The 19,419-nt window shown below is 74.9% G+C and carries 19 protein-coding genes; 10 read left to right on the top strand and 9 right to left on the bottom strand.

What is annotated here, in order from left to right:
* Nucleotides 1-42 precede the first annotated feature (42 nt).
* Nucleotides 43-1,038 (top strand): carbohydrate ABC transporter permease, encoded by a 996-nt coding sequence (locus tag AC6EXY_RS18200; protein WP_423748067.1) that lies wholly within the window; start codon nt 43-45, stop codon nt 1,036-1,038.
* Between the two features lie 46 nt (nt 1,039-1,084).
* Nucleotides 1,085-1,906, top strand: a complete 822-nt coding sequence (locus tag AC6EXY_RS18195; RefSeq protein WP_101831686.1) for a carbohydrate ABC transporter permease — start codon at nt 1,085-1,087, stop codon at nt 1,904-1,906.
* A gap of 12 nt (nt 1,907-1,918) precedes the next feature.
* Here AC6EXY_RS18195 and AC6EXY_RS18190 read toward each other — a convergent pair whose 3' ends face one another.
* Complete coding sequence (locus tag AC6EXY_RS18190) at nt 1,919-5,326, bottom strand: AfsR/SARP family transcriptional regulator (protein ID WP_499817760.1); 3,408 nt, start codon at nt 5,324-5,326, stop codon at nt 1,919-1,921.
* Nucleotides 5,327-5,477: 151 nt separating this feature from the next.
* On the opposite strand from AC6EXY_RS18190, the gene AC6EXY_RS18185 reads away from it, so the two are divergent.
* The gene (locus AC6EXY_RS18185) at nt 5,478-5,993 is read left to right on the top strand and encodes a mycothiol transferase (RefSeq protein WP_101831687.1); all 516 of its coding nucleotides are present in this window, start codon (nt 5,478-5,480) and stop codon (nt 5,991-5,993) included.
* A gap of 2 nt (nt 5,994-5,995) precedes the next feature.
* Nucleotides 5,996-6,217, top strand: coding sequence for a hypothetical protein (locus tag AC6EXY_RS18180; RefSeq protein ID WP_101831688.1), 222 nt, complete (start codon nt 5,996-5,998; stop codon nt 6,215-6,217).
* A 29-nt stretch (nt 6,218-6,246) separates the two neighbouring features.
* Here the strand turns inward: AC6EXY_RS18180 and AC6EXY_RS18175 are convergent, their stop codons facing one another.
* Nucleotides 6,247-6,684: an SsgA family sporulation/cell division regulator gene (locus AC6EXY_RS18175; RefSeq protein ID WP_101831689.1), complete on the bottom strand. Its 438-nt coding sequence runs from the start codon at nt 6,682-6,684 to the stop codon at nt 6,247-6,249.
* A 173-nt stretch (nt 6,685-6,857) separates the two neighbouring features.
* Nucleotides 6,858-7,889 carry a DUF3710 domain-containing protein gene (locus AC6EXY_RS18170; RefSeq protein WP_499817759.1) on the bottom strand — a complete coding sequence of 344 codons (1,032 nt, stop codon included), beginning with the start codon at nt 7,887-7,889 and terminating at the stop codon, nt 6,858-6,860.
* A 268-nt stretch (nt 7,890-8,157) separates the two neighbouring features.
* Between AC6EXY_RS18170 and AC6EXY_RS18165 the strand changes: the two genes are divergently transcribed.
* From AC6EXY_RS18165 to AC6EXY_RS18155, 3 genes are all read left to right on the top strand, one after another.
* A complete protein-coding gene (locus AC6EXY_RS18165) occupies nt 8,158-9,042 on the top strand; it encodes a mechanosensitive ion channel family protein (RefSeq protein WP_101831691.1) in 885 nt (294 codons plus the stop codon).
* 10 nt (nt 9,043-9,052) lie between these two features.
* Nucleotides 9,053-9,535: an Rv3103c transmembrane domain-containing protein gene (locus AC6EXY_RS18160; RefSeq protein WP_101831692.1), complete on the top strand. Its 483-nt coding sequence runs from the start codon at nt 9,053-9,055 to the stop codon at nt 9,533-9,535.
* Between the two features lie 84 nt (nt 9,536-9,619).
* A complete protein-coding gene (locus tag AC6EXY_RS18155; RefSeq protein WP_499817758.1) occupies nt 9,620-10,180 on the top strand; it encodes a lipopolysaccharide assembly protein LapA domain-containing protein in 561 nt (186 codons plus the stop codon).
* Between the two features lie 73 nt (nt 10,181-10,253).
* Here the strand turns inward: AC6EXY_RS18155 and AC6EXY_RS18150 are convergent, their stop codons facing one another.
* From AC6EXY_RS18150 to AC6EXY_RS18140, 3 genes are all read right to left on the bottom strand, one after another.
* A complete protein-coding gene (locus AC6EXY_RS18150; protein ID WP_243407871.1) occupies nt 10,254-10,760 on the bottom strand; it encodes a universal stress protein in 507 nt (168 codons plus the stop codon).
* Between the two features lie 85 nt (nt 10,761-10,845).
* Nucleotides 10,846-13,827 carry a protein kinase domain-containing protein gene (locus AC6EXY_RS18145; RefSeq protein ID WP_499817757.1) on the bottom strand — a complete coding sequence of 994 codons (2,982 nt, stop codon included), beginning with the start codon at nt 13,825-13,827 and terminating at the stop codon, nt 10,846-10,848.
* A 58-nt stretch (nt 13,828-13,885) separates the two neighbouring features.
* Nucleotides 13,886-14,599 (bottom strand): hypothetical protein, encoded by a 714-nt coding sequence (locus tag AC6EXY_RS18140; RefSeq protein WP_499817756.1) that lies wholly within the window; start codon nt 14,597-14,599, stop codon nt 13,886-13,888.
* A 16-nt stretch (nt 14,600-14,615) separates the two neighbouring features.
* On the opposite strand from AC6EXY_RS18140, the gene AC6EXY_RS18135 reads away from it, so the two are divergent.
* Together AC6EXY_RS18135 and AC6EXY_RS18130 are read left to right on the top strand one after the other, a co-directional pair.
* Entirely contained in the window at nt 14,616-15,671 is a 1,056-nt protein-coding gene (locus AC6EXY_RS18135; RefSeq protein WP_499817755.1) for a hypothetical protein, read from the top strand.
* Nucleotides 15,672-15,831: 160 nt separating this feature from the next.
* Nucleotides 15,832-16,611: a hypothetical protein gene (locus tag AC6EXY_RS18130; RefSeq protein WP_243408024.1), complete on the top strand. Its 780-nt coding sequence runs from the start codon at nt 15,832-15,834 to the stop codon at nt 16,609-16,611.
* Nucleotides 16,612-16,628: 17 nt separating this feature from the next.
* On the opposite strand, the gene AC6EXY_RS18125 is transcribed toward AC6EXY_RS18130, so the two are convergent.
* The 3 genes from AC6EXY_RS18125 to AC6EXY_RS18115 are packed head-to-tail and all read right to left on the bottom strand — an operon-like array spanning nt 16,629 to nt 18,268.
* Nucleotides 16,629-17,495, bottom strand: coding sequence for a zf-HC2 domain-containing protein (locus AC6EXY_RS18125; protein WP_165818626.1), 867 nt, complete (start codon nt 17,493-17,495; stop codon nt 16,629-16,631).
* Nucleotides 17,492-18,085: a sigma-70 family RNA polymerase sigma factor gene (locus tag AC6EXY_RS18120; RefSeq protein WP_499817754.1), complete on the bottom strand. Its 594-nt coding sequence runs from the start codon at nt 18,083-18,085 to the stop codon at nt 17,492-17,494. Before AC6EXY_RS18120 ends, AC6EXY_RS18125 begins: the two co-directional genes overlap by 4 nt.
* Nucleotides 18,086-18,145: 60 nt before the next feature.
* Nucleotides 18,146-18,268 (bottom strand): hypothetical protein, encoded by a 123-nt coding sequence (locus AC6EXY_RS18115; protein ID WP_279354710.1) that lies wholly within the window; start codon nt 18,266-18,268, stop codon nt 18,146-18,148.
* A 368-nt stretch (nt 18,269-18,636) separates the two neighbouring features.
* Between AC6EXY_RS18115 and AC6EXY_RS18110 the strand changes: the two genes are divergently transcribed.
* The gene (locus AC6EXY_RS18110) at nt 18,637-19,416 is read left to right on the top strand and encodes an enoyl-CoA hydratase/isomerase family protein (protein ID WP_499842372.1); all 780 of its coding nucleotides are present in this window, start codon (nt 18,637-18,639) and stop codon (nt 19,414-19,416) included.
* The last annotated feature ends 3 nt before the right edge of the window (nt 19,417-19,419 follow it).

Genomic DNA, 19,419 nt, shown 5'->3' with positions numbered 1-19,419 from the left:
GGCGTGGCCGGCGCCAGCACCCTCCGGAAGGAATGTTCAGACGTGTTCGTCGAGTTCGCGCCCGGCGGCGCCGTGGTGCTGCCGGGCGGCGGGGTGACGGTGACGCCGGGCGGCGCAGCCGCGATGCCGGCCGGGCGGGGCCAGGCGGCGCGCCCAGCGCTCGCCCGGCGGGTGCTGGCCGCGCTGCCGCCGTACCTCTACCTGCTGCCCGGCCTCGCCTGCCTGGTCGTGTGGACCTACAAGCCGATCATCGAGGCCGTCCAGCTGTCCTTCTACCACTGGAACCTGCTGCCGACGTCGCCGCGGACCTACGTCGGCCTGGAGAACTACCGTCGGGTGTTCAGCCTGCCGCAGCTGCGCGGCGCCGCGACGAACACCCTGTGGTACATCCTCGGCCTGCTGCCGTTCTCCATCGTGGTGCCGACGGTGATCGCGCTCACCATCCGCGACCTCGGCGACCGGGCCCGCTCGGTGTACCGGGCGCTGATCTTCCTGCCGATCCTGGTGGCGCCGGTCGCCACGGCCGCGGTGTGGCGCTGGCTGCTGGACCCGCGGGGCCTCGTCAACCAGGCGCTCGGCCTCGGCCATTACAACTGGCTGCGCGAGGAGAACACCGCGCTGCTGTCGATCCTCGCGATCTGCGCCTGGCAGATCGTCGGATTCGCCACCCTCGTCGTCTCGGCCGGCCTCACCGGCATCAGCGCGGACTACGGCGAGGCGGCGCAGATGGACGGCGCGTCCCGCTGGCAGGCGACCCGGTGGGTGACGCTGCCGCTGCTGCGCTCGACGTTGCTGTTCATGCTGCTGATGACGGTGCTGCTGTCCGCGCAGTGGACCTTCCCGCTCATCGACGTGCTCACCCAGGGCGGGCCGGCGGACTCGTCCACCAACGTCTACTACCTGCTCTGGGACTTCGGGTTCCGCAGCCTGGACTCGGGGCTCGCGTCCGCGGCCGGCATCGCGTTCTTCGTGGTCTTCGCGGCGGTGGCGGCGGTCCTGGTGCGTCTCGCCGACCGCTACAGCTTCGCCGATAACTGATCCGCTGATCCGCTGATCCGCCAGAGAGCCTGAGAGGACACGCACGATGAGCAGTCCGGGGACCTCCCGCGGGCGGACCGCCGCCAGCCATGCCCTGCTGGCGGTGCTGAGCCTGGTCAGCCTCTTCCCGGTGTACTGGATGTTCGCGAGCGCGTTCCGCGAGCGCGGCGACACCTTCGACCAGTCGCTGGTGCCCTGGCCGCTCAGCCTCGGCAACTACCGGTACGTCTTCGACAGCCTCGACGTGGCCGGGCTGCTCGCCAACACCCTGGTCGTCGCGGGCGTCACCGCCGCCGGCCAGCTGATGGTGTGCCTGCTCGCCGCCTACGCCTTCGCCGCCTGGGACTTCCGCGGCCGCTCGGTGCTGTTCATGGCGTTCGTCGCGACGTGGCTCATCCCGTTCCAGGTCACGATGGTGTCGAACTACCTGGTGCTCTCGAACCTGGGGCTGCTGAACACGCTTGCCGGTGTGATCGTGCCCAACCTGTGTTCGGCCCTGGCCGTCATCATGCTGCGCCAGCACATGCAGGCGTTCCCCCGGGAACTGCTCGACGCCGCCCGGATGGACGGGCGCGGATCCTGGACGACCCTGTGGACGGTCGTGGTGCCGAACCTGCGCCCGGCGCTCGCGTCCCTGTCGATCCTGCTGTTCATCTCCGCCTGGAACGACTACTTCTGGCCGGCGCTGGTCCTGCAGCGGGCCAACTCGGTGGTGCAGCTCGGCATCCGCGGCTACCTCACCGCCGAGGGCGACGACTGGGGTGCGGTGATGGCCGCCTCCGGCCTCGCCTGCCTGCCGATCCTCGCCCTGTACCTCGCGATGCAGCGCCAGATCATCGACGCCTTCGTCCGCTCCGGCCTGCGTTGAGCCAGCCCATGGTCATGGGCTGTCGGGCAGCGGTGGGGGCCAGGCGACGGGGGGAAGGGCGGCCAGTTCCAGCGCCTGCGACAGCGGGACGGCCTCGCCGCGGGCCCGCGCCGCGGCGAACGCCGGCTCGCCGAGGCCGGCCCGGGCAGCCGCCTCGACGCGGGCGAGGTCACGGTCGCCGGTCCGGCTGATCAGCCCGCAGGCGCCGAGGAGCTCGGCGGCGTGGTCCGCCTCGCCCTCGCACAGCGCCAGGTCGGCGACGGCGACGAGCACCTTGGCGGTGATCGGGGCGTCGGTGGAGCGGACCGCCTCGCCCAGCGCGGCGGCGAGCAGCTGCCGGGCCGTGTCGAGGTGGCCCTCGGCGATCTCGACGACGGCGACCGCCGTGGCGGCGATCGAGCGGAACTGCGGGGCCGAACGCCGGAACCAGACGCCGGCGGCGGCCTCGCGGACAAGCCGCCGCGCCCGCGGCAGGTCACCCTCCAGCCTGGCCAGGTCCGCCTCGGCGAGGGCGACGCTGGACAGCAGCTCGGCGGTGCCGGCGAGCTCGGCGCTGCGGCGCGCGTCGGCCAGCGCGGCGCGGGCGCGCGGGATGTCCCCGAGGGCCAGCGCCGCACCGACCAGGTTCATCTGGAACTGCCCGGAGTCCTCGTTCGAGTCGAGCTCGGCGGTCAGCACGGTCGCCCGCTGGTAGTACTCCAGCGCCATCGTGTGGTCGCCGCGCAGGCCGGCGAGTTCCCCGAGCGCGCCGTAGGAGATCGCGAGCCCCCAGCGCTCCCCGAGCGCCTCGAACGCGACCCGGGCCTCGCTCGCCCGGGTGGCGGCCTCGTCGAGGTGGTCGCCGCTGTTGACGGAGGCGAAGGCGAACAGCACCCGGGAGATCGACCGCGCCCAGACGTCGGGCAGCTCGAAGCAGCTCTGGAAGGCCGCGCGGGCTTGTTCGCCGACGCCGTCGGACACCATCAGATAAAAGCCGCGCATCAGCGGCAGCATCGGATGCTCGCTGCCGGGCACCTCGTCGGCGCTGTGGACCGCCTCCAGGAGCAGGCGGCGGGCACCGTCGAGGTCCGCGAAGCCGTCGAACGCGTTGAGCGCGGCCAGGGTCCCGGCCACCGCGCGCGTCTCGGCCGGCGCGTCGCCGGGCAGCGCGAGTGCCGCCTCGGCGAGCTGCGAGCCCTCGAGCTTGCGCCCGCGCAACCACCAGTACCAGCCGAGCGCGCTGGACATCCGCACCGCCGTCGCCGCGTCGCCGACCCTGATCGCCCCGCGCAGCGCGGCATGCAGGTTGTCCTGCTCGACGGCGAGCCGGCCCAGCCAGAGCAGCTGGTCGCGGGCACGCAGCCGCGGCTCGGCGACCTCGGCGACGCGCAGGTAGTGGGCGGCGTGCGCGGCGCGCAGCGCCTCCCGCTCCCCCGCCGCGTCGAGGCGGTGCAGCCCGTACTCGCGGATCGTCTCCAGCTGCCGGTAGCGGGGGCCATCCGGCCCATCGGCACCGCGGACCAGCAGCGACTTCTCCACCAGGGCGGCCAGCAGGTCGGGAACGTCGTCCGGGTCGAGCCTCCCGGCCGGATCCCCGCCCGCCGAGGTGAACGCGTCGGCACACACCGCGCGGGCGCTGGCCGGCGTCACCCCGCCGCGGAAGATCGACAGCCGGCGCCACAGGACGCGTTCCGGTTCGTCGAGCAGATCCCAGCTCCACGCGACGACGGCCTCCAGCGTCCGGTGCCGGGGCAGGGCCGTGCGGCTGCCGGAGGTGAGCAGCCGGAACCGGTCGTCGAGGCGGGCGGCGACCTGCTCGGGCGTCATCGCCCGCAGCCGGGCGGCGGCCAGCTCGATCGCCAGCGGCATCCCGTCGAGCGCCCGGCAGATCCGCACCACCGACGCGACGTGGCCATCGGCCGCCCCGCTCACCCCGCCGTTCGCCGGCACCGCGGCCGCCGCCAGTTGGAAACCCGGCCGCACGGCCATGGCGCGATCGGTGAACAACCGCACGGCGGCGTAGCGGGAGACCGACTCGGTGTCGGCCAGGGCCGCCAGCTCCATCGGGGGCAGGGCGAGCGGCTCGACCGGCCAGAGCGTCTCGCCGGTGATGGCCAGCGGTTCCCGGCTGGTGGCGAGGATGCGCACCCCGGGGCAGGCGCCGAGGACCTCCTCGGCGAAGGCGGCGGCCGGGTCGAGCAGATGCTCACAGTTGTCCAGCACGAGCAGCAGCCGGCGGCCGGCGAGCGCGGCGGTCAGGCGCTGCGTCGGATCGTCCTCGGACACGCCCCGCATCCGCAGGGCGTTGAGCACCACCTGCTCGCGCAGCCCGAGGGCGGCGAAGACGGCCTGCGGCACGTCCGCCGCCGCCGTCACCGGGGCGAGCTCGACCAGCCAGGCGCCGTCGGGGAGATGGCCGGCCTGCTCGCCGCCCCCGTCGAGCAGGCGGCGGGCGGTCTCGACCGCCAGCCGGGTCTTGCCGGCGCCGCCCGGCCCGACCAGCGTCACCAGTCGCGCCTCGCGGACGAGCCGCTGGACCATGTCCGCGTCACGGGACCGTCCGACGAAGCTGGTGAGGGCGGCGCGCAGGTTCGTCCGCCGCCCGCCGTCGAGGCGAACGCCGAGGTCCGGCGCCGCGGCGGCCGCGGGCGAGGGCACGGGCACGGGCACGGGGGCGGGGGTGGCCGGGTCCGCCTGGCCGGGTTCGCCGCGCAGGATCGTGATGTGCAGCTCACGGAGCTCGGCGGACGGGTCGGCGCCGAGATCGTCGGCGAGCCGGGCACGCAGCCGCTCGTAGGCGTCGAGGGCGGCGCCCGGCCGGCCGGCGGCGTGCAGCGCCCGCATCAGCACCGCCGTGAGCGACTCGCGCGCCGGATCGGCGGCGACCAGCTCACGAAGCTCCGGGATGAGATCGGCCGCCGCACCGAGGCGCAGCTCGGCGGCCAGCCGATCCTCCACCGCGGCGAGCCGCCGCTCCTCCAGCCGGGCGACCACGGCCCGGGCGAACGGAGCCTCGGCGACGTCGGCCAGTGGGGGCCCGCGCCACAGGTCGAGCGCAGAGCGCAGCGTCGCGGCCGCGCGGGCGGCGTCGCCGAGCCGCAGCGCCTCGCGGCCGTCCCCGACGAGCCGCTCGAACCGCACCGCGTCGACCGCGTCGGGTTCCACGGCCAGCCGGTAGCCGGCGGCGCGGAACTCGACGGGCAGCCCGGGCACCGCACGGCGCAGCCGGGACACCAGCGCCTGCAGCGCCCCGACCGCGGCGGCCGGCGGCTCGTCCCCCCACAGGCCGGCGACCAGGCGCTGGGTGGTCACCGTCCGGCCGGGGTCGAGGGCGAGCAGGATCAGCAGCGTGCGCAGGCGGGAACCCCCGACGTCGACCGTCTCGGCCCGGACCCCGGATCCGGTCCGGACCTCCAGCGGGCCCAGCACGCAGATCTGCACGCCCCGATTCTGCCTGCCGACGATCCAGCGGGTCGACGCGATTACCGAGACGCCACCGTTCGCCCGCGGGCCATGCTTCCCGCGCACGGGCCTACGATTGATCGGGATCGATGGCACCGACGTCTCGACGATCATGTGAGGGGAGCGCCCCATGCACGGCTGCGATCTGCTCGCCGACGCCTTCGGACGCATCCGGGACGAGGTGCGCGGCGCCGTCACCGGTCTCGGCGCCGACCAGCTCGCCGCCCGCCTCGACGGCACGGCCAACTCCATCGGCTGGCTCGTCTGGCATCTGACCCGGGTGCAGGACGACCATGTCGCCGAGGTCGCCGGCGTCGAACAGATCTGGACGGCGGCCGGGTTCGCGGACCGGTTCGCACTGCCGCTGCCGACCGCGTCCATCGGATACGGCCACACCTCCGCCGAGGTCGACGCGGTGCGCGTCGCCGACCCGGCGCTGCTCACCCAGTACCACGAGGCCGTCCACGACCAGACCGTCCGCTATCTGGCCACCCTCGGCGACGACGACCTCGACCGCGTCGTGGACGAGCGCTGGGAGCCACCGGTCACCCTCGGGGTGCGCCTGGTCAGCGTCATCTCGGACGATCTGCAGCATGTCGGGCAGGCCGCGTTCCTGCGCGGTGTCCTCGAACGCCGGGGGGTCTGAGGGTGCCGCGCCGCTTCGTCGCCCGCGACGGGCAGCCACTGTGCCTCGACCACTGGCACCCCCACGAGGCGTTCCACCAGTTCTTCGTCGAACCGCCGCCGATCGAGACGTTCATGCGCGACGCCGGAGTCGCCGCGCCACCCGCCATCCCCGCCTGGCCGGCGGCCGCGAGCACCGCCACCCCGGATCTCGACGAGAACGGCCCGGCCGAACCGGCGGCCTGAGCCGGCCACCGGGCAGGCGACCGGTCGGGTCAGGGGTTGCGGGTGCGCAGCAGAGTGCGCAGCTCCGCCTCCCAGTCGACGCCGTCGCCCTCGTGGCCGGAGGGCACCTGCTGCTCGATCTCGGCGAGGAACCGGGCGACGACCGAACGGGGCAGCTCGAGGTCGGCGCGCCCCGACGGACTCGACAACGAGACGGTGACGACCGCCCGCCCCAGCGACCGTGTCGGGCGGATCCGCACGTCCCCGGTGCCGGCCTTGGTCTGCGTGCCCTCGGCGAGCAGCGACCGCGCGAAGATCCAGGTGATCGTCTCCTTGCCCGGGCGCAGGATCAGCTCCACCGCGTACGGATCCGCCGGGTCGTAGCGCAGCGTGCCCGCGACGGCGGTGCGTGCCCCGTCATCCGGGACGAAGTCGGCGCAGAGGTCACGTACCACGACATGCGCGGGCGTCGAGCTGTGACGAAGCATTCGCTGCCTCCCAACACGGTCGGAACCGACCCTGTCAGCATCGCTGCCGCGCACGCCGCGGCGCGCCCTCCGAGGGGCCCCAGTCCACAGGCGGAACAACCCGCGCCGACCGGGCCGGTCGGGCCGGCGGCGCCGGCCCCGTCGACGCGATGACGTCGTCGACGCCGCCGACGTCAGCCCCAGGTGGCGAGGTTCCGGGACAGTCCGCTGATGGGTTCGCGCAGGGCCGCCCAGTCGTGACCGCGGACGTCGAGGACGACGGCACCGGTCGGGCGGACCCGGCCGAGCTGGTCATCGAGGGCCCGGTCGTCAAGGGCGTCGCGCGGCCCGTCGCCCCGGCCTGCGCCGTCGCCCGCCGGCTCCGTCCCGGAAAGCCCCAGCAGGCCGATGACCTGCTGATCCGCGCCATCCACCCGGCTGGCAAGCGGCAGCGACGCGCCGCTTGGCACCGCTCGCGTCCCCCGCAGCACGATCACCCGCCGCAGCACCGCGGCTACGAGGACGTCGGCCTCGTCCGACGCCTCGACCGGCGCGGCGACCGTCGCCCGCAGGAACCACCGCGGCCCGTCGAATCCGAGCACCCGCACCAGCCACGGCTCGGCCGCCCGCTGCCCGGCATCCGCCTGCTCGGCGACCGGCCGCTCAGGAAGCGGCTGCTCGGCGCCTGACTGGTCGGCGTCTGACTGGTCGGCGACCGGGTGGACGGCGACCGGGTGGACGGCGATGGTGAGCCGCAGTTCGGGCCCGCAGTCGCCGATCGCCTCCTCGACCGGGCCCGGCACGCCCGGCGGCGCCGCCGCGGCGAGGACGGCGGGCGCGGACGCGGCGAGCCCGGCCCGCACGTCGTCCCACAACCCGTGACTCTTCGGCGCCGCGTACGCCGCGAGGGTGAGCACCGCCCGCCCAGCCGTCACGACGGCCAACGCGCCACGCTCACCCGACGTGCCCCCCGCGGGACCGCCGTCGGCCGAGGCGCTGTCCGCGGGCAGCACGTCAATGGTGACCCCCGCAGGCACCGGAACGGCGAGCGAGCCGAGGTCGACTCGGCGGTGGCCGTCGCTCGGCGCGTCGTCAAGGTCAAAGGGGCCGCGCCAGCCGTCCTCACCCGGCGTGCCAGGAACGGCGGGCATGCTCGCCGGTGCGGGGCGTCCCGCCGCCTCGCCCACCCGCCGGCTGGACCCGATCCTGCGCCGACCGAACACCATGACCGTCTCCGTTCCTCCGCCACCCGCACCGCGACGGCGGCTGAGGTCAGGATCCCCCGGCCGTCACACGGCTGTCGACGCGGACACGACGACGCGGACACGACGACGCCCATGCGAACCACCGGACGCGGCACCGGACATGACGCGGCCACGGCCGTCCGACGGCCGCTATGAGCCCCCTCCGCCGGGTACCCGTTGTGTCGGCAGAGGGTAGGTTCGGGAGGGTGAGCGGAGTTCGAGACAACCGGCCGACGCCGCCGCGCCACCCATGATCACGGCGACCGCGCCCCTGACCGACATCGGCCACTGGGCACGCGGCAGCGGGCTCGAGGTCGTGATGCTGGTGACCGGCGCGCTGCTGCTGACCCGGTTCGCGACCTGGCTCGGCAACCGGGTGACCACGCGGATCGACGTGCAGGCCACCTCGGCCGACCGGGTGGTGCGCACCGAGGCCGCCAAGCACCGGCACGCGGTCACCCAGGTGATCACCTGGGTGACGCTGGTCGTCGTCTACTGCCTGACCGCCGTGCTGGTCCTGCAACGCTTCGGCGTTCCGGTGACCGGGTTCGTCGCGCCGGCGACGATCCTCGGTGTCGCGCTCGGCCTCGGCGCGCAGAGGATCGTGCAGGACATGCTCGCCGGGTTCTTCATCATCGCCGAGCGCCAGTACGGGTTCGGTGACCTTGTACGGCTCATGGTCAACGGCGGCGCGTCCGGCGGCTCGACGGGCACGGTGGAAGAGGTCACGCTGCGCATCACCCGGATCCGGACCTCCAGCGGCGAGGTCGTGACGACGTCGAACAGTCAGATCGTGCAGGTGGTCAACCTGTCGCGGGACTGGGCGCGCGCCGTCGTCGACGTGCCGATCCCCGCCACCGCGGACCTCACCCGGGTCAACGACGTGCTCAACCAGGTCGGCGTCGAGGCGTACGCCGACGAGGCGCTGCACGACCTCTTCCTCGACCCACCCTCGGTGATGGGTGTGGAGAGCATGGACCTCGACGAGTACAAGATCCGGGTCGTCGCCCGCACCCAGCCGGGCAGGCAGTTCGAGGTCGGCCGGACGTTGCGGGCCCGCATCGGCACCGCGCTGCTGCGCGAGGGCATCATCGTGCCGACCGACCTCGACACCGCCGCCCCGACCTCGTCGTGAGGCGTACCCGATGACCTTCCTCGACACGACCCGGGTGGTCCGTTTCGTCCAGTCGATCCACCTCCGCCGCTCGACGATCGCGCTGGTCGTCTTCTTCCTGCTGACCGTGGCGCTCTACCTGCTGGTCCGGCCGACTCCGGAGCACGTCGCCCAGGCCCGCCAGGCCGCGCGGACCATCAGCTCGTCCGACGACGTCGCCAGCGGCGACGCGGCCGACACGACGCCACGGCGCACCCACGCGACGCCGCGCCCCACCGCCACCTCGGCTCCGACCGCGACCCCGACGACCAGCCCCGACCCGACCGGCACCGGGACACCGTCCGTGGATCCGTCCGCCTCCGCGACCGCGACCGCGACCCCGACGACCGCCGACGGCCTGCCCGGCTCGGATCGCCCCGGCTCCTCGCCGGACGTGGCGACACCGTCCGCGGCGCCCGCCCCCACATCCGGCCTGGGCCTGGGCACCGGCGTCGGCGCGACCACCCAGCCGTGAGCCCGCGCCAGCAGATCACACCTGGACCACATTCCACCAGCGGAGTAAGGGGATATCACCGGGGCGGTGGGGTAACAGTGGTCCATGACCACGCCGCCCAGCCCCGCGCCGCCCGAGGGTGGTGCGCCGCGTCCGCCAGCGGGCCCGCCCGGCCCGTCGGCGTCGACCACCGACCCCATCCCCGCCGGGCAGCGCCCGACCAGCCCGCCCCCGCCCGCCTCGGCCTTCCCGACCCCGCCCGCGCCGCCCACCCGGCCCGCAGGCACCGCTCCCCCCGCAGGCGCAACTCCCCCCGCCGACGCGGCGCCGGCCGGCCGGCCACATATCCCGGCGACTCGAACCAGCCGCATCTGGGCGACGCTGCTGCTGTTCGCCCTCGTCCTCGTCTTCCTGCTGATCTTCATCCTGCAGAACCAGGCGGACGTGAAGCTGTCGTTCCTCGGTGCGCACGGCTCGATGCCCATCGCTGTGGCGATGCTGTTCGCCGCCGTCGCCGGCGCACTGCTCGTCGCCATCCCCGGCGTCGGCCGCATGATCCAGCTCCGCAGGATCGCCCGCCACGGCGTGCCGCCGTCCCCTCCAGCCCAGGCGGACGGCGCGGCAGGCCGGGATCGAGGCCGGCTGGGTCGCACCAGGTCGCGCTGACGACGCCGCACCGGTCCCGTCCAGGCCGAAATCCCTGATCGTCAACGGCGTCGGCAGCCACCTGGGCCGACCGCTAGGGCACGACGACGACCGGCCATTTGCCGCTGCGGACGAGCCGGCCGGCCAGCGAGCCGACGAGCCGGTGCCCGGCGCTCTCGGATGCCCCTACGGCGACCATGTCGGCCTGCACCTCGGCGGCGGTGCGTCGGATGCCGTCAAGCGGGTCGCCCGTGCGGATCAGGAAGCGGACCGGAATGCCGAGTTCCGTGTACCGCTCCTGGATGAGCGTTCGCACCTCGTCGGCGACCGCGTCGACGATCTGCGCCGCCGCCTCGCCGAGGGGCGCCGGCGACACCGCGGCCCACACCGACGGCGACGCCACGTAGACGATGACCAGCCGCGACGACTGCCGCCGCGCGAGCCCCGCCGCGAAGGCCGCCGCCCGCATCGACGTCCGCGAGCCGTCCACCCCCGCGACGATCGACCGTGGGCCGTCCGTACCCAGCTCGAACATGCCTGGTTCCCACCGCGGCCCGTAGTCCTCGACCACCAGCACCGACGGCCCTACCTCTTCGTCCACGACCCGGAGTCTGGCGCACCCGGTCGGTGGGCACGGTCGGTGGGCACGGTCGGTGGGCACGGCCAACGGGCACGAACATGCCCCGTCACGGGCAGGGGCGCTGGTACGGCAGGCCGTCGAACGCGCTGGTCCACTCGCCGGCGCTGATCTGGTTCGCCGGGTCGGCGCAGGCGCTGGCGGCGAGCTGGGTGGGGTCGGCGTCCCACAGGCGCAGGGTGCCGTCGTGCCCGGCGGACAGCACGACCCCGGTCCGGCCGACGAACGCGACCGCGCTGATCGGCCGGGTGTGCCCGTGCCACTGGGCGAGCAGGACGGGCGCGCCGGCGCCGTCGACGCTGGACAGCCGCACCGTCTCGTCGTCACCGGCGGACGCGACGAGGCCGCCGTCGCCGCGGGCCACGCTCGCGACGCCACCGAGCTGCCCGGGGATGATCGACCGCTGGGCCGGCCGGGCCGGATCGGTCACGTCCCAGACGCGCACGGTCGCGTCGATCCCGCCGGAGACGAGCGTGCGGCCGTCCGCGGTGAAGGTGACGGCGCGCACCGCCCGGTTGTGCCCGCGTAGTGCCTGGCCTCGGGTGGGGCGGGCGGCGTCGCTGATGTCCCACAGATCCACCGTGCCGTCCTCGCCCGCCAGCGCCAGCAGGCGGCCGTTCGGCGTGAAGGCCAGGGAGTAGACACCGCCGGTGGCGGTGTCGGTCCGGGAGCGCGGCGTCGGGGCAGCTGGGTCGGTGACGTTCCACAGCGCGAGAACGCCGTCGGCGCCGCTGGAGGCGAGGGTGTTGCTGTCGGGGCTGAAGGCGAGGGTGCGCACCACGTCGGTGTGCAACCGGGCGATGGACCAGCGGTGGATGTCCGTCGGGTCATGCAGGTTCCACAGCCGGACGCTGCCGTCGGTGCTGCCGGAGGCGAGCAGGTCGCCGCCGGCGTTGAAGGCCAGCGCGTTGATCCAGCCGATGCTGGTCACCGAGACGAGGCGGGTCAGCTCGGTGCGGTCCCCGACCTGCCAGACGGTGATGACGCCGTCGGTGCCGCCGGTCGCGACGCGGCGCCCGTCCGGGCTGACGGCCACGGCGAGCACCGCGTCGGAGCCGGACTCGACAGTGGTGGGGGTGATGTCGCCGCCGAACAGGGCGATCATCGCGGCTCGGGTCTCCGGGCGGTCCGGGGCGGCGTGGAAGGCGGCGAGCGCGAGCCGGCGGGCGAGGGCGGGATCGCCGTCCTGCAGGCTGATCGCCCGCGTCGCCACCGCCGCGGGCACGTTGCCTGCCGTCGGGGCACCCCGATCCCGACCGGCCAGCACCACGATCACGCCGGTGACGATGCCGATGACGGCGACGATCGCGACGATCAGCCACGGCCTTCGGCTCGGCCCGCGCGCGGCCGGTCCCGCGCTCGCCGTCCGATCCGGCCCGGCTGGCGTTGCGGCGGACGCGGACGCCCGGCCGGAGGCCGACGACGGTGGCGTGGCGGCATCGGCGGGCTGCACCTGGGGCAGACGGTCGGCGGGAACGATCCCGGTCGGCACCTCGCTGACGTCGGCCGCCCCCCGAGGCCCGGCTCCGCGGCGAGCCTCCTCCAGGCCCCAGACGGTGACCAGTCCGTCGTCGGCCCGGTGCAGGGACCAGTCGTCGGCCGGCCGCCAGACGGGATGCTCCCCGGACGGGTTCGCCTCTCCGGACGGGTTGGCCTGCCTGTACGGGCTGGCATCCCCGGACGGCCAGGCCGTCCCCGGCCGTTGCGCCGCCGCGTCCACCCCGCCCGCTGGGGCCTGCGGGGTTGCGGGGGCCTGCCCGGCGGCGGGGGCCTGCGCGGAGGGAGCGGCCTGCCCGGCGGCGGTGGGCTGCGGGGTTGGGGTGGGGGTGGGGGTGGGGGTGGGGGTGGCGGGCAGGATGTGCGGCGCGGTGCCGATGGTCGAGATCGGCGGCGGCGGGCCGATGGGGCGATGCCCGGTCACGGGCGTGATCGGACCGGCGGGATCGCCCTCGACGGCGACATCGGCGGCGTTGGCGGCGTCAGCGGCGAGAGCGGCGTTGGCGTCGAGAGCGGCGGCCGAGACGGTGACCGGATCCGCACCAGTGGCGGACCCGGCGTCGGTGGGGGGACCGGTGCGCGGCGGCGGGGTGTTCAGCGGGCGGATGAGGGCTGTCACCTCGGACAGGGACAGCTCGCGGGCGGCGGCAGGCGCGTCGACGCGCAGGTCGAGCAGGCGCGCGTAGAGCTGCTCGGCGCTGGGCCGCTGCGCGGCGGCCTTGCGCATCGCGTCCTCGACGAGGGGGACCAGACTGCCGTCGAGGCCGTCGAGGTTCGGCGGCTGGGTGACCGTCCGGTACAGCAGGCCGGGCGCGGGGCCCCCGCCGAACGGGTAGCGGCCCGTGCCCGCGTAGATCAGGACGCCACCCCAGGCGAACACGTCCGCCGCCGAGGTGATCGCCTCGCCGCGGGCCTGTTCGGGGGCCATGAACGCGGGCGTGCCGAGGTGCCGGTCGGTGCCGGAGTCGGCACCGATGCGGGTCGCGGTGTCCAGGGCGCGGGCGATACCGAAGTCGATGACCTTGGGGCCGAGACGGGACAGCAGGATGTTCGAGGGCTTCAGGTCACGGTGGACGAGGCCGGCCCGGTGGATGGCCATCAGGGCGGTGGTGATGCTGACGGCGAGCTGGTGCAGCTCCGCGGGGGTCAGCGGGCCGCGACCGACGACGGCTTCGGCGAGCGTCGGTCCGTCGACGAACTCGGTGACGAGATACGGCTGCTCGCCGGTGATGTCGACGTCGAGGACCGCGGCGGTGCAGAACCGGGCGACGCGGCGCGCGTTGTCGGCCTCCTGCTTGAGCCGCACGCGGAACTCGGCGAGGCGGGCCAGGTCCGAGCGGATCAGCTTGACCGCGACCTGTCCGCCGTCGGCCTTCTCACCGAGGTAGACGGTGCCCATCCCGCCAGCACCGAGGCGGCGCACCAGCCGGTAGGGCCCCACCTCGGTCGGGTCCGGCGGCCCCGCGGGCCCGGACGCCGAGGCCTGCTCGGGAGCGGGCGCGGGCGCTGGGCCGGACGCGGACGGGTGGGACATCGGCACCACACTCCCACCCTGGTCGTCGACGGAAGCCGGGCAGCGGGCCGCCCAGCGGCTAGCGGCGCTGCGCCCGGCCCCGGCGCCGCCGCGCCGCCATCTGGTAGTGCACGGCGAGGAAGGACAGCGCGAGGAACAGCGGCAGCAGTACGGAGGGCGGGCTGGCACTCGTGTCGGCCGAGACGAGCACCATGTCGATGCCGGCGTCGAGCCGCGCCCCGCACCGCGCCTCGATCGGACGGTATCCCGGCTGGAAGCTGGCGAACTGGACAACGGTCTCGAACGTGCCGGCCTGGTCGGCGACGGCGCGCCCGACGAGCTCGCCACCGGCCGTCAGCGTGGCGGGCGCGCCCGGCTGGCATCCGGCGCCGCGGGCGAACAGGGTGTCCCCCGCGGTGATGATCGTCCGGTCGAACAGCAGCTCACCGGGCCGCGCCTCACGGGGATCGGGCGCTCCGACCGGCGGCGGCGGGTCGGAGGAACGCCGCGCCGGGGTGCACACGCCGAGCAGCCGCACCGTCCCCTTGGCGCAGCGCGGCGGCGCGGGGGTCGGGCACTGCTGGTCCAGCGGGACCGACGCGCCACCCGGGCACATCAGCCGCCCGGCGGGACAGTCCGCCGTGGCGGCGCGGGTCGAGCCGTCCCAGCAGACGACCGGCGCCGGCTGGGTCGGCCGCGGCGGCGGCGGGCACTGCTGGCCCTCGGGGACGCCGACCGGTGATCCGGGGCAGTAACGCTGGGGCAGCGGGCACTGGTCGGCACTGTCACGCACCGACCCGTCCGGACAGGTGACCTTCGGGTGCGGCGTGTTCGTCGCCGAACCACTCACCGACGGCATGGTCCGCGTCGGGCAGGACTGGACGCTGGTCGGCAGCGGACCCGGCGCCCGCCCCCCCGGCTCGCACGTCGGCGACGTCCCGCACCCGGGCGCGGACGACGGCGCGGCGGTGCACGTCGGCCCGCAGCCGTGGTCCGACCCGTGCGCCGGCACCGCCGACGACCCGCAGGGTGACGGCGAGCAGGTGCCGGCGACGATCACCACGTCCGTCCCGGACCCGCCGGACGCGCCGCAGGCCGTGGGGCTGGGGGCGCAGCCGTTCGGCCCGCCGACCGCCGGGGTGGCGGCCGGGCATCCGGTGCCCGTCGGCGTCGGCGTCGGCGTCCCGCTGATGGAGCCCGATGGCGTGGACGACGAGGTCGACGTCGGAGTCGGTGTCGGGCTGTCGCTGGACGGGTTGGGAGCGGGGTCGGGGTGGGGTGGCGGTGGCGTTCCCGGGCTCGGCGGCGGCGTCGTCGGCCCTCCCGGGCTGGTGGATCCGCCATCCGGCGTGCCGGGCGCCGACGACGTCCCGCCGGTGGAACCCGGCCCGCTGGAGGAACCGGAACCGCCGGAGGAACCGGGAGCGGAACCCGAGCCGGAATCGGTGCCGGTGCCGGTGCCCGTTGACGAGCCTGATCCGGCGGGACTGCCGGCATCCGCGGACGCGCTGGTCCCGCCGGAGGCACCGGTACCGGAGGCACCGGTGGAAGTGCCGGGCGTCGACGGTGCGCCGGAATCGGCGGGGACGACGGAATTGCTCCGGTTATCGGAATGCGCGAGGCTGGCGGAATCCGCCGCTACCGCGTCACCGGCAGGGGTGGGTGAGCCCAGACCGGCCGTGACGCCGGCCCCGACGCAGAGGAGCAGCACACCCAGAAAGACCGTCGGCACAACACCACGCCGTGACCGCCGCCTCGGCGTGAAACGGCCGGCCGCTCGATGGCCCGTCATCAGTGCGCCCCCCCGGGTGCGACCGGCAGCACGGCCGAAACCGGCCCTCGACGGGACCGGCCAAAACGCGTGACGCTCGCCTGACTCGCTCGACGTACCAGTGCTCGAACCAGCCCTCGAGGCCCCTGCTCCCCCGTGGGTACCGGCTCGACGTAGGTGGCGGAAGCCCCACCACTCGACGATCGATAGAATAACAGCCGACTGGCCGGACATCCGGAGTCGGGGGGTAAGTCGTGGAAATCGGATTGCCGGTCGGCGTGCCGCGCCGGAAAGGTATTCTCCTTGCCGCCGGCCTGGCGGTGGGTCTCAGTTGGTTCGCGTTGTCGCCACCCACCGAGGCCCGGGCCGCATCGTCCGGCGGAGTGCAGCTCGCGGTGACGGTGGAGGGCCAGCCGCTCGGCCGGGGGGACATCGTGCTCGACGCCGGCTCGGTCGCCCGGGTCGTCGTCGGCGTGCAGAACCTGACCCGGTCGGACATCCCGGTCGACTCCGTCCGCCTGTCCGGGACCGTGCTCGGGCTGACGTTCTTCGACTACGACACCCGGGTGCGCACAACGGTCCCGGCACAGGGCTCGGCGAACTGGACGGTCGACCTCGACATCCGTGACCTCGCCGGGCGGGCGACCGGCCTGGTGCCGGTCGAGGTCGCGATCCGCGACACCGATCTGCACACGGTGGCCCGCGCGACCGGATCGGCGAGTGTGCGCGGGTCGGTGTTCTCCGTCTACGGCCTGTTCGGCCTGGGCCTGCTGGTGCTGATGGGACTGCTGTGGGCGGTGGCGCTGCTGCCGCTGGGCCGGCACGCGGCGCCGGCCACCTGGTGGCAGCGCGGGCTGCGGTTCCTGCCGGCCGGCGTCGCGGTGGGGCTGTTCGGCGTGTTCGCGCTGTCGGCGACCCGGCTGCTGTCGCCGACGGGCACGGTGGACGGCGTGCTCACGGTCGTCGCCGCGGCCGCGTGCTTCGCCATCGGCGCCGCGCTGCCGTGGTTGGAGGGCGCCCGCCGCGGCGGCTGACCGGCGCGGTCGGGGCATCAGGCCGGTCGCGCCGGCAGTAGCACGAGCTGGCGCCCATCGGCGTCGACGATCATCAGCTGGGCGAGGCTGGTGGGGGTGATACCGGAGGTCCCCCGCACCTCGACCGCGCCGTGGTAGTTCGCCGACCAGCTCGCCGCCGTCTCGCGGTGCCCGTCGACGGACTGTGCCACGAGTTCGCAGTGACTGCCCGGGGGCACGTTCGCCAGCCGCACCGTGAACGCGCTGCCGGCCGGGTCCGCGGCCACCCACACCCATGCCTCGACCTGGCTGGCCGCCCCGGTCGCCGTCAGCATCCGACCGGGCGGGCGGGCGGTGGAGAAGCCGCCGTCCTCGCCGCCGGGCGTCACGGCGATGGTGATCCCGACGGCTGCCGCGGCGACGGCCGTCACGAGCGCGGCCGCCCCGAGCACGGTCCGGCGGCGATCGGTGCGGCGCTGCCGACGGATCGTCACGAGCGCCCGCTCGGCCGGGCCACCCACACCGGGCGCGGCCGCGCGCCGCCGCGCCGCCCGCGACCTGCCCGCCCTCCCCGGCGAGGCCGAGCCATGCCCAGGTGCGGGCGCGTCTCTCCCGGGCCGCACGGCACCCACCGGCGGCACGGCACCCACCGGCGGCACGCCGCCCTGGTGCGGCAGCGCCTGGCCGGCGGCCGTGGGCAGCGAGGGATCCCCGGCGAGGTCGGCGACGTCGTCGAGGCGCAGGCGACCGAGCAGGCCGGGCAGGCCGGCAAGGCCCGCCAGTTCCGCCCGGCAGTCCGCGCAGTCGATGAGGTGGGCCTCCAGCGCCGAGCGGTCGGCCGGGTCCAGTGCGCCCAGGACGTAGGCCCCGAGCGAGATCCGCGGGGCGGCGCAGTCACCACTCACGTCGCCCACCCCCGTTCTTCCAGCGCCAGTTTCAGCGCTCGTAGTCCGTAGTACACCCGCGACTTGACGGTTCCGGGTGGAATTCCCAGCGTCGCCGCCGCCTCGGCCACCGAGCGCCCGAGGTAGTAGGTCTCGACGAGGGCCGCGCGATGCTCGGGACTCAGCGCCCGAAACGCCTCGGCGACCTGCCAGCTCTCCATCGCGCGATCCAACTCGTTGCTCGCCGGCAGCTGTTCGAGGGTCTCCGCCCCGACCTCCGCCGGCCGCGCGCGGCGGGCCCGATGCTCGTCGATGACGATGCGGCTCGCGACCGTGAACAGCCACGGGCGCAGCGGCCGGCCGTCGGCGCCGAGGCGGCCGGAGTGCCGCCACGCCCGCACCAGCGTCTCCTGCAACACGTCCTCGGCCTGGGCGCGATCGCCGGTCATCCGGGTGATGAAGGCGAGCAGAGCAGAGCCGTGCTCGGCGTACACAGCGCGTACGAAGTCGGCGGCGGCATCATCGCCTCCGGGCCCGCCGGTGTGGTCGCCCACTCCGGATCCGCCTCGCCGTCGCGCCTGCACGCCCTCCATCACGGACCTTCTCGCCATGCGGTTCAACCCGGATGGCGCTACGACCGCGTCACGTGCCGGCTGATGCGGCCCCACTCGTCACGGGGCGGGTTCGACGAGGGCGAGGAGGTACTCGAACTCGCAGCGGCCCGGGCGCGCCGCGCCGGTCGCGGAAGCCGCGGGCCGCTCCGCTCCGGCCTGCGCGTCGACACCGTCATACATCGTGATCTCCCTTTCCCGGGCACGGGTTCACGGATTACGCCGGAGCGGTCGACCGACGTCCGCAAAGGACCGACCGGCCGCACCTCCCGGCATTCGGAAACAACGACCCATCGACAGCAGTCGCCGCAGAGCTCGTTCACCGCCGGGGGCGGGCACGGCAAATAACGGTCACCCCGGACGCCGCTCATTCTTCCGCCGCTCACCTGGCTCGCGCCACCGATCCGCGAATATGCAAATGAATCGTCCTGGCCGACGGCAGTCCGCGCGGTGCGGTATAAGCACCGGGCCAGCCCATCCGCCCGATCCGGCGCGGCCGCGCCGAGCCCGTCCCGGCCTCGCGGCGGCGCCGCGCAACACCGGAGGAGCCCATGAGCGCGCACGCGGACATCGCCGTCGAGACCCGGCCGGACCATGTCGCGGTCGTCGAGATCCGCCGCCCCCCGCACAACTACTTCGACCTCCCGCTGGTCACGGCGCTCGCCGACGCCTACGACGAGCTCGCCGCCGGCGGCGACGCCCGCGCCGTGGTCCTCGCCGCCGCGGGCCGGCACTTCTGCGTCGGCGCGGACCTCGGCGGGGCGAGCTCCGCCGAGCCGGTCACCGTCCAGGGCGCGCCGGCGCTGTACGAGGAGGCGATCCGGCTGTTCGCCGCGCCGCTGCCCGTCGTGGCGGCCGTGCAGGGCACCGCGATCGGCGGTGGGCTGGGTCTCGCGCTGTCGGCGGACTTCCGGATCGCGACCCCCGGGACGCGGTTCGTCGCGAACTTCGCCCGGCTCGGCGTGCACCAGGGCTTCGGCATCACGGTGACGCTGCCCGCGGTCGTCGGCCGACAGAAGGCCCTGGACCTGCTCTACACCGGGCGGCGGGTGACCGGCGAGGAGGCGTGCGCGATCGGCCTCGCCGACCGGCTCGTCCCGGACGACGAGCTGCGGGCCCAGGCGGTGGCGTTCGCCGGGTCGATCGCCGCCGCCGCGCCGCTGGCGGTGCGCAGCATCCGGGCGACGATGTGGGCGGAGCTCATCGGCCAGATCCGGGCGGCCACCGAGCGGGAGGCGTCCGAGCAGGCGATCCTGCGCGCCACCGCCGACTTCGCCGAGGGTGTGCGCGCCACCGCCGAGCGCCGCGAACCCCACTTCACGGGCCGCTGACCC

This window comes from Frankia sp. RB5 (assembly GCF_059816245.1).
The sequence above is the reverse complement of the archived record's forward strand: the minus strand, read 5'-3'. Positions and strand labels throughout refer to the sequence as shown.

Bases quoted from the DNA above. Each gene is read 5' to 3' on its own strand.
- AC6EXY_RS18175 (WP_101831689.1), bottom strand. From the start codon at position 6,684: ATGCTTCGTCACAGCTCGACGCCCGCGCATGTCGTGGTACGTGACCTC.
- AC6EXY_RS18195 (WP_101831686.1), top strand. From the start codon at position 1,085: ATGAGCAGTCCGGGGACCTCCCGCGGGCGGACCGCCGCCAGCCATGCC.
- AC6EXY_RS18110 (WP_499842372.1), top strand. From the start codon at position 18,637: ATGAGCGCGCACGCGGACATCGCCGTCGAGACCCGGCCGGACCATGTC.
- AC6EXY_RS18170 (WP_499817759.1), bottom strand. From the start codon at position 7,889: ATGGTGTTCGGTCGGCGCAGGATCGGGTCCAGCCGGCGGGTGGGCGAG.
- AC6EXY_RS18165 (WP_101831691.1), top strand. From the start codon at position 8,158: ATGATCACGGCGACCGCGCCCCTGACCGACATCGGCCACTGGGCACGC.
- AC6EXY_RS18155 (WP_499817758.1), top strand. From the start codon at position 9,620: ATGACCACGCCGCCCAGCCCCGCGCCGCCCGAGGGTGGTGCGCCGCGT.
- AC6EXY_RS18145 (WP_499817757.1), bottom strand. From the start codon at position 13,827: ATGTCCCACCCGTCCGCGTCCGGCCCAGCGCCCGCGCCCGCTCCCGAG.
- AC6EXY_RS18115 (WP_279354710.1), bottom strand. From the start codon at position 18,268: ATGTATGACGGTGTCGACGCGCAGGCCGGAGCGGAGCGGCCCGCGGCT.
- AC6EXY_RS18185 (WP_101831687.1), top strand. From the start codon at position 5,478: ATGCACGGCTGCGATCTGCTCGCCGACGCCTTCGGACGCATCCGGGAC.
- AC6EXY_RS18160 (WP_101831692.1), top strand. From the start codon at position 9,053: ATGACCTTCCTCGACACGACCCGGGTGGTCCGTTTCGTCCAGTCGATC.
- AC6EXY_RS18120 (WP_499817754.1), bottom strand. From the start codon at position 18,085: ATGGCGAGAAGGTCCGTGATGGAGGGCGTGCAGGCGCGACGGCGAGGC.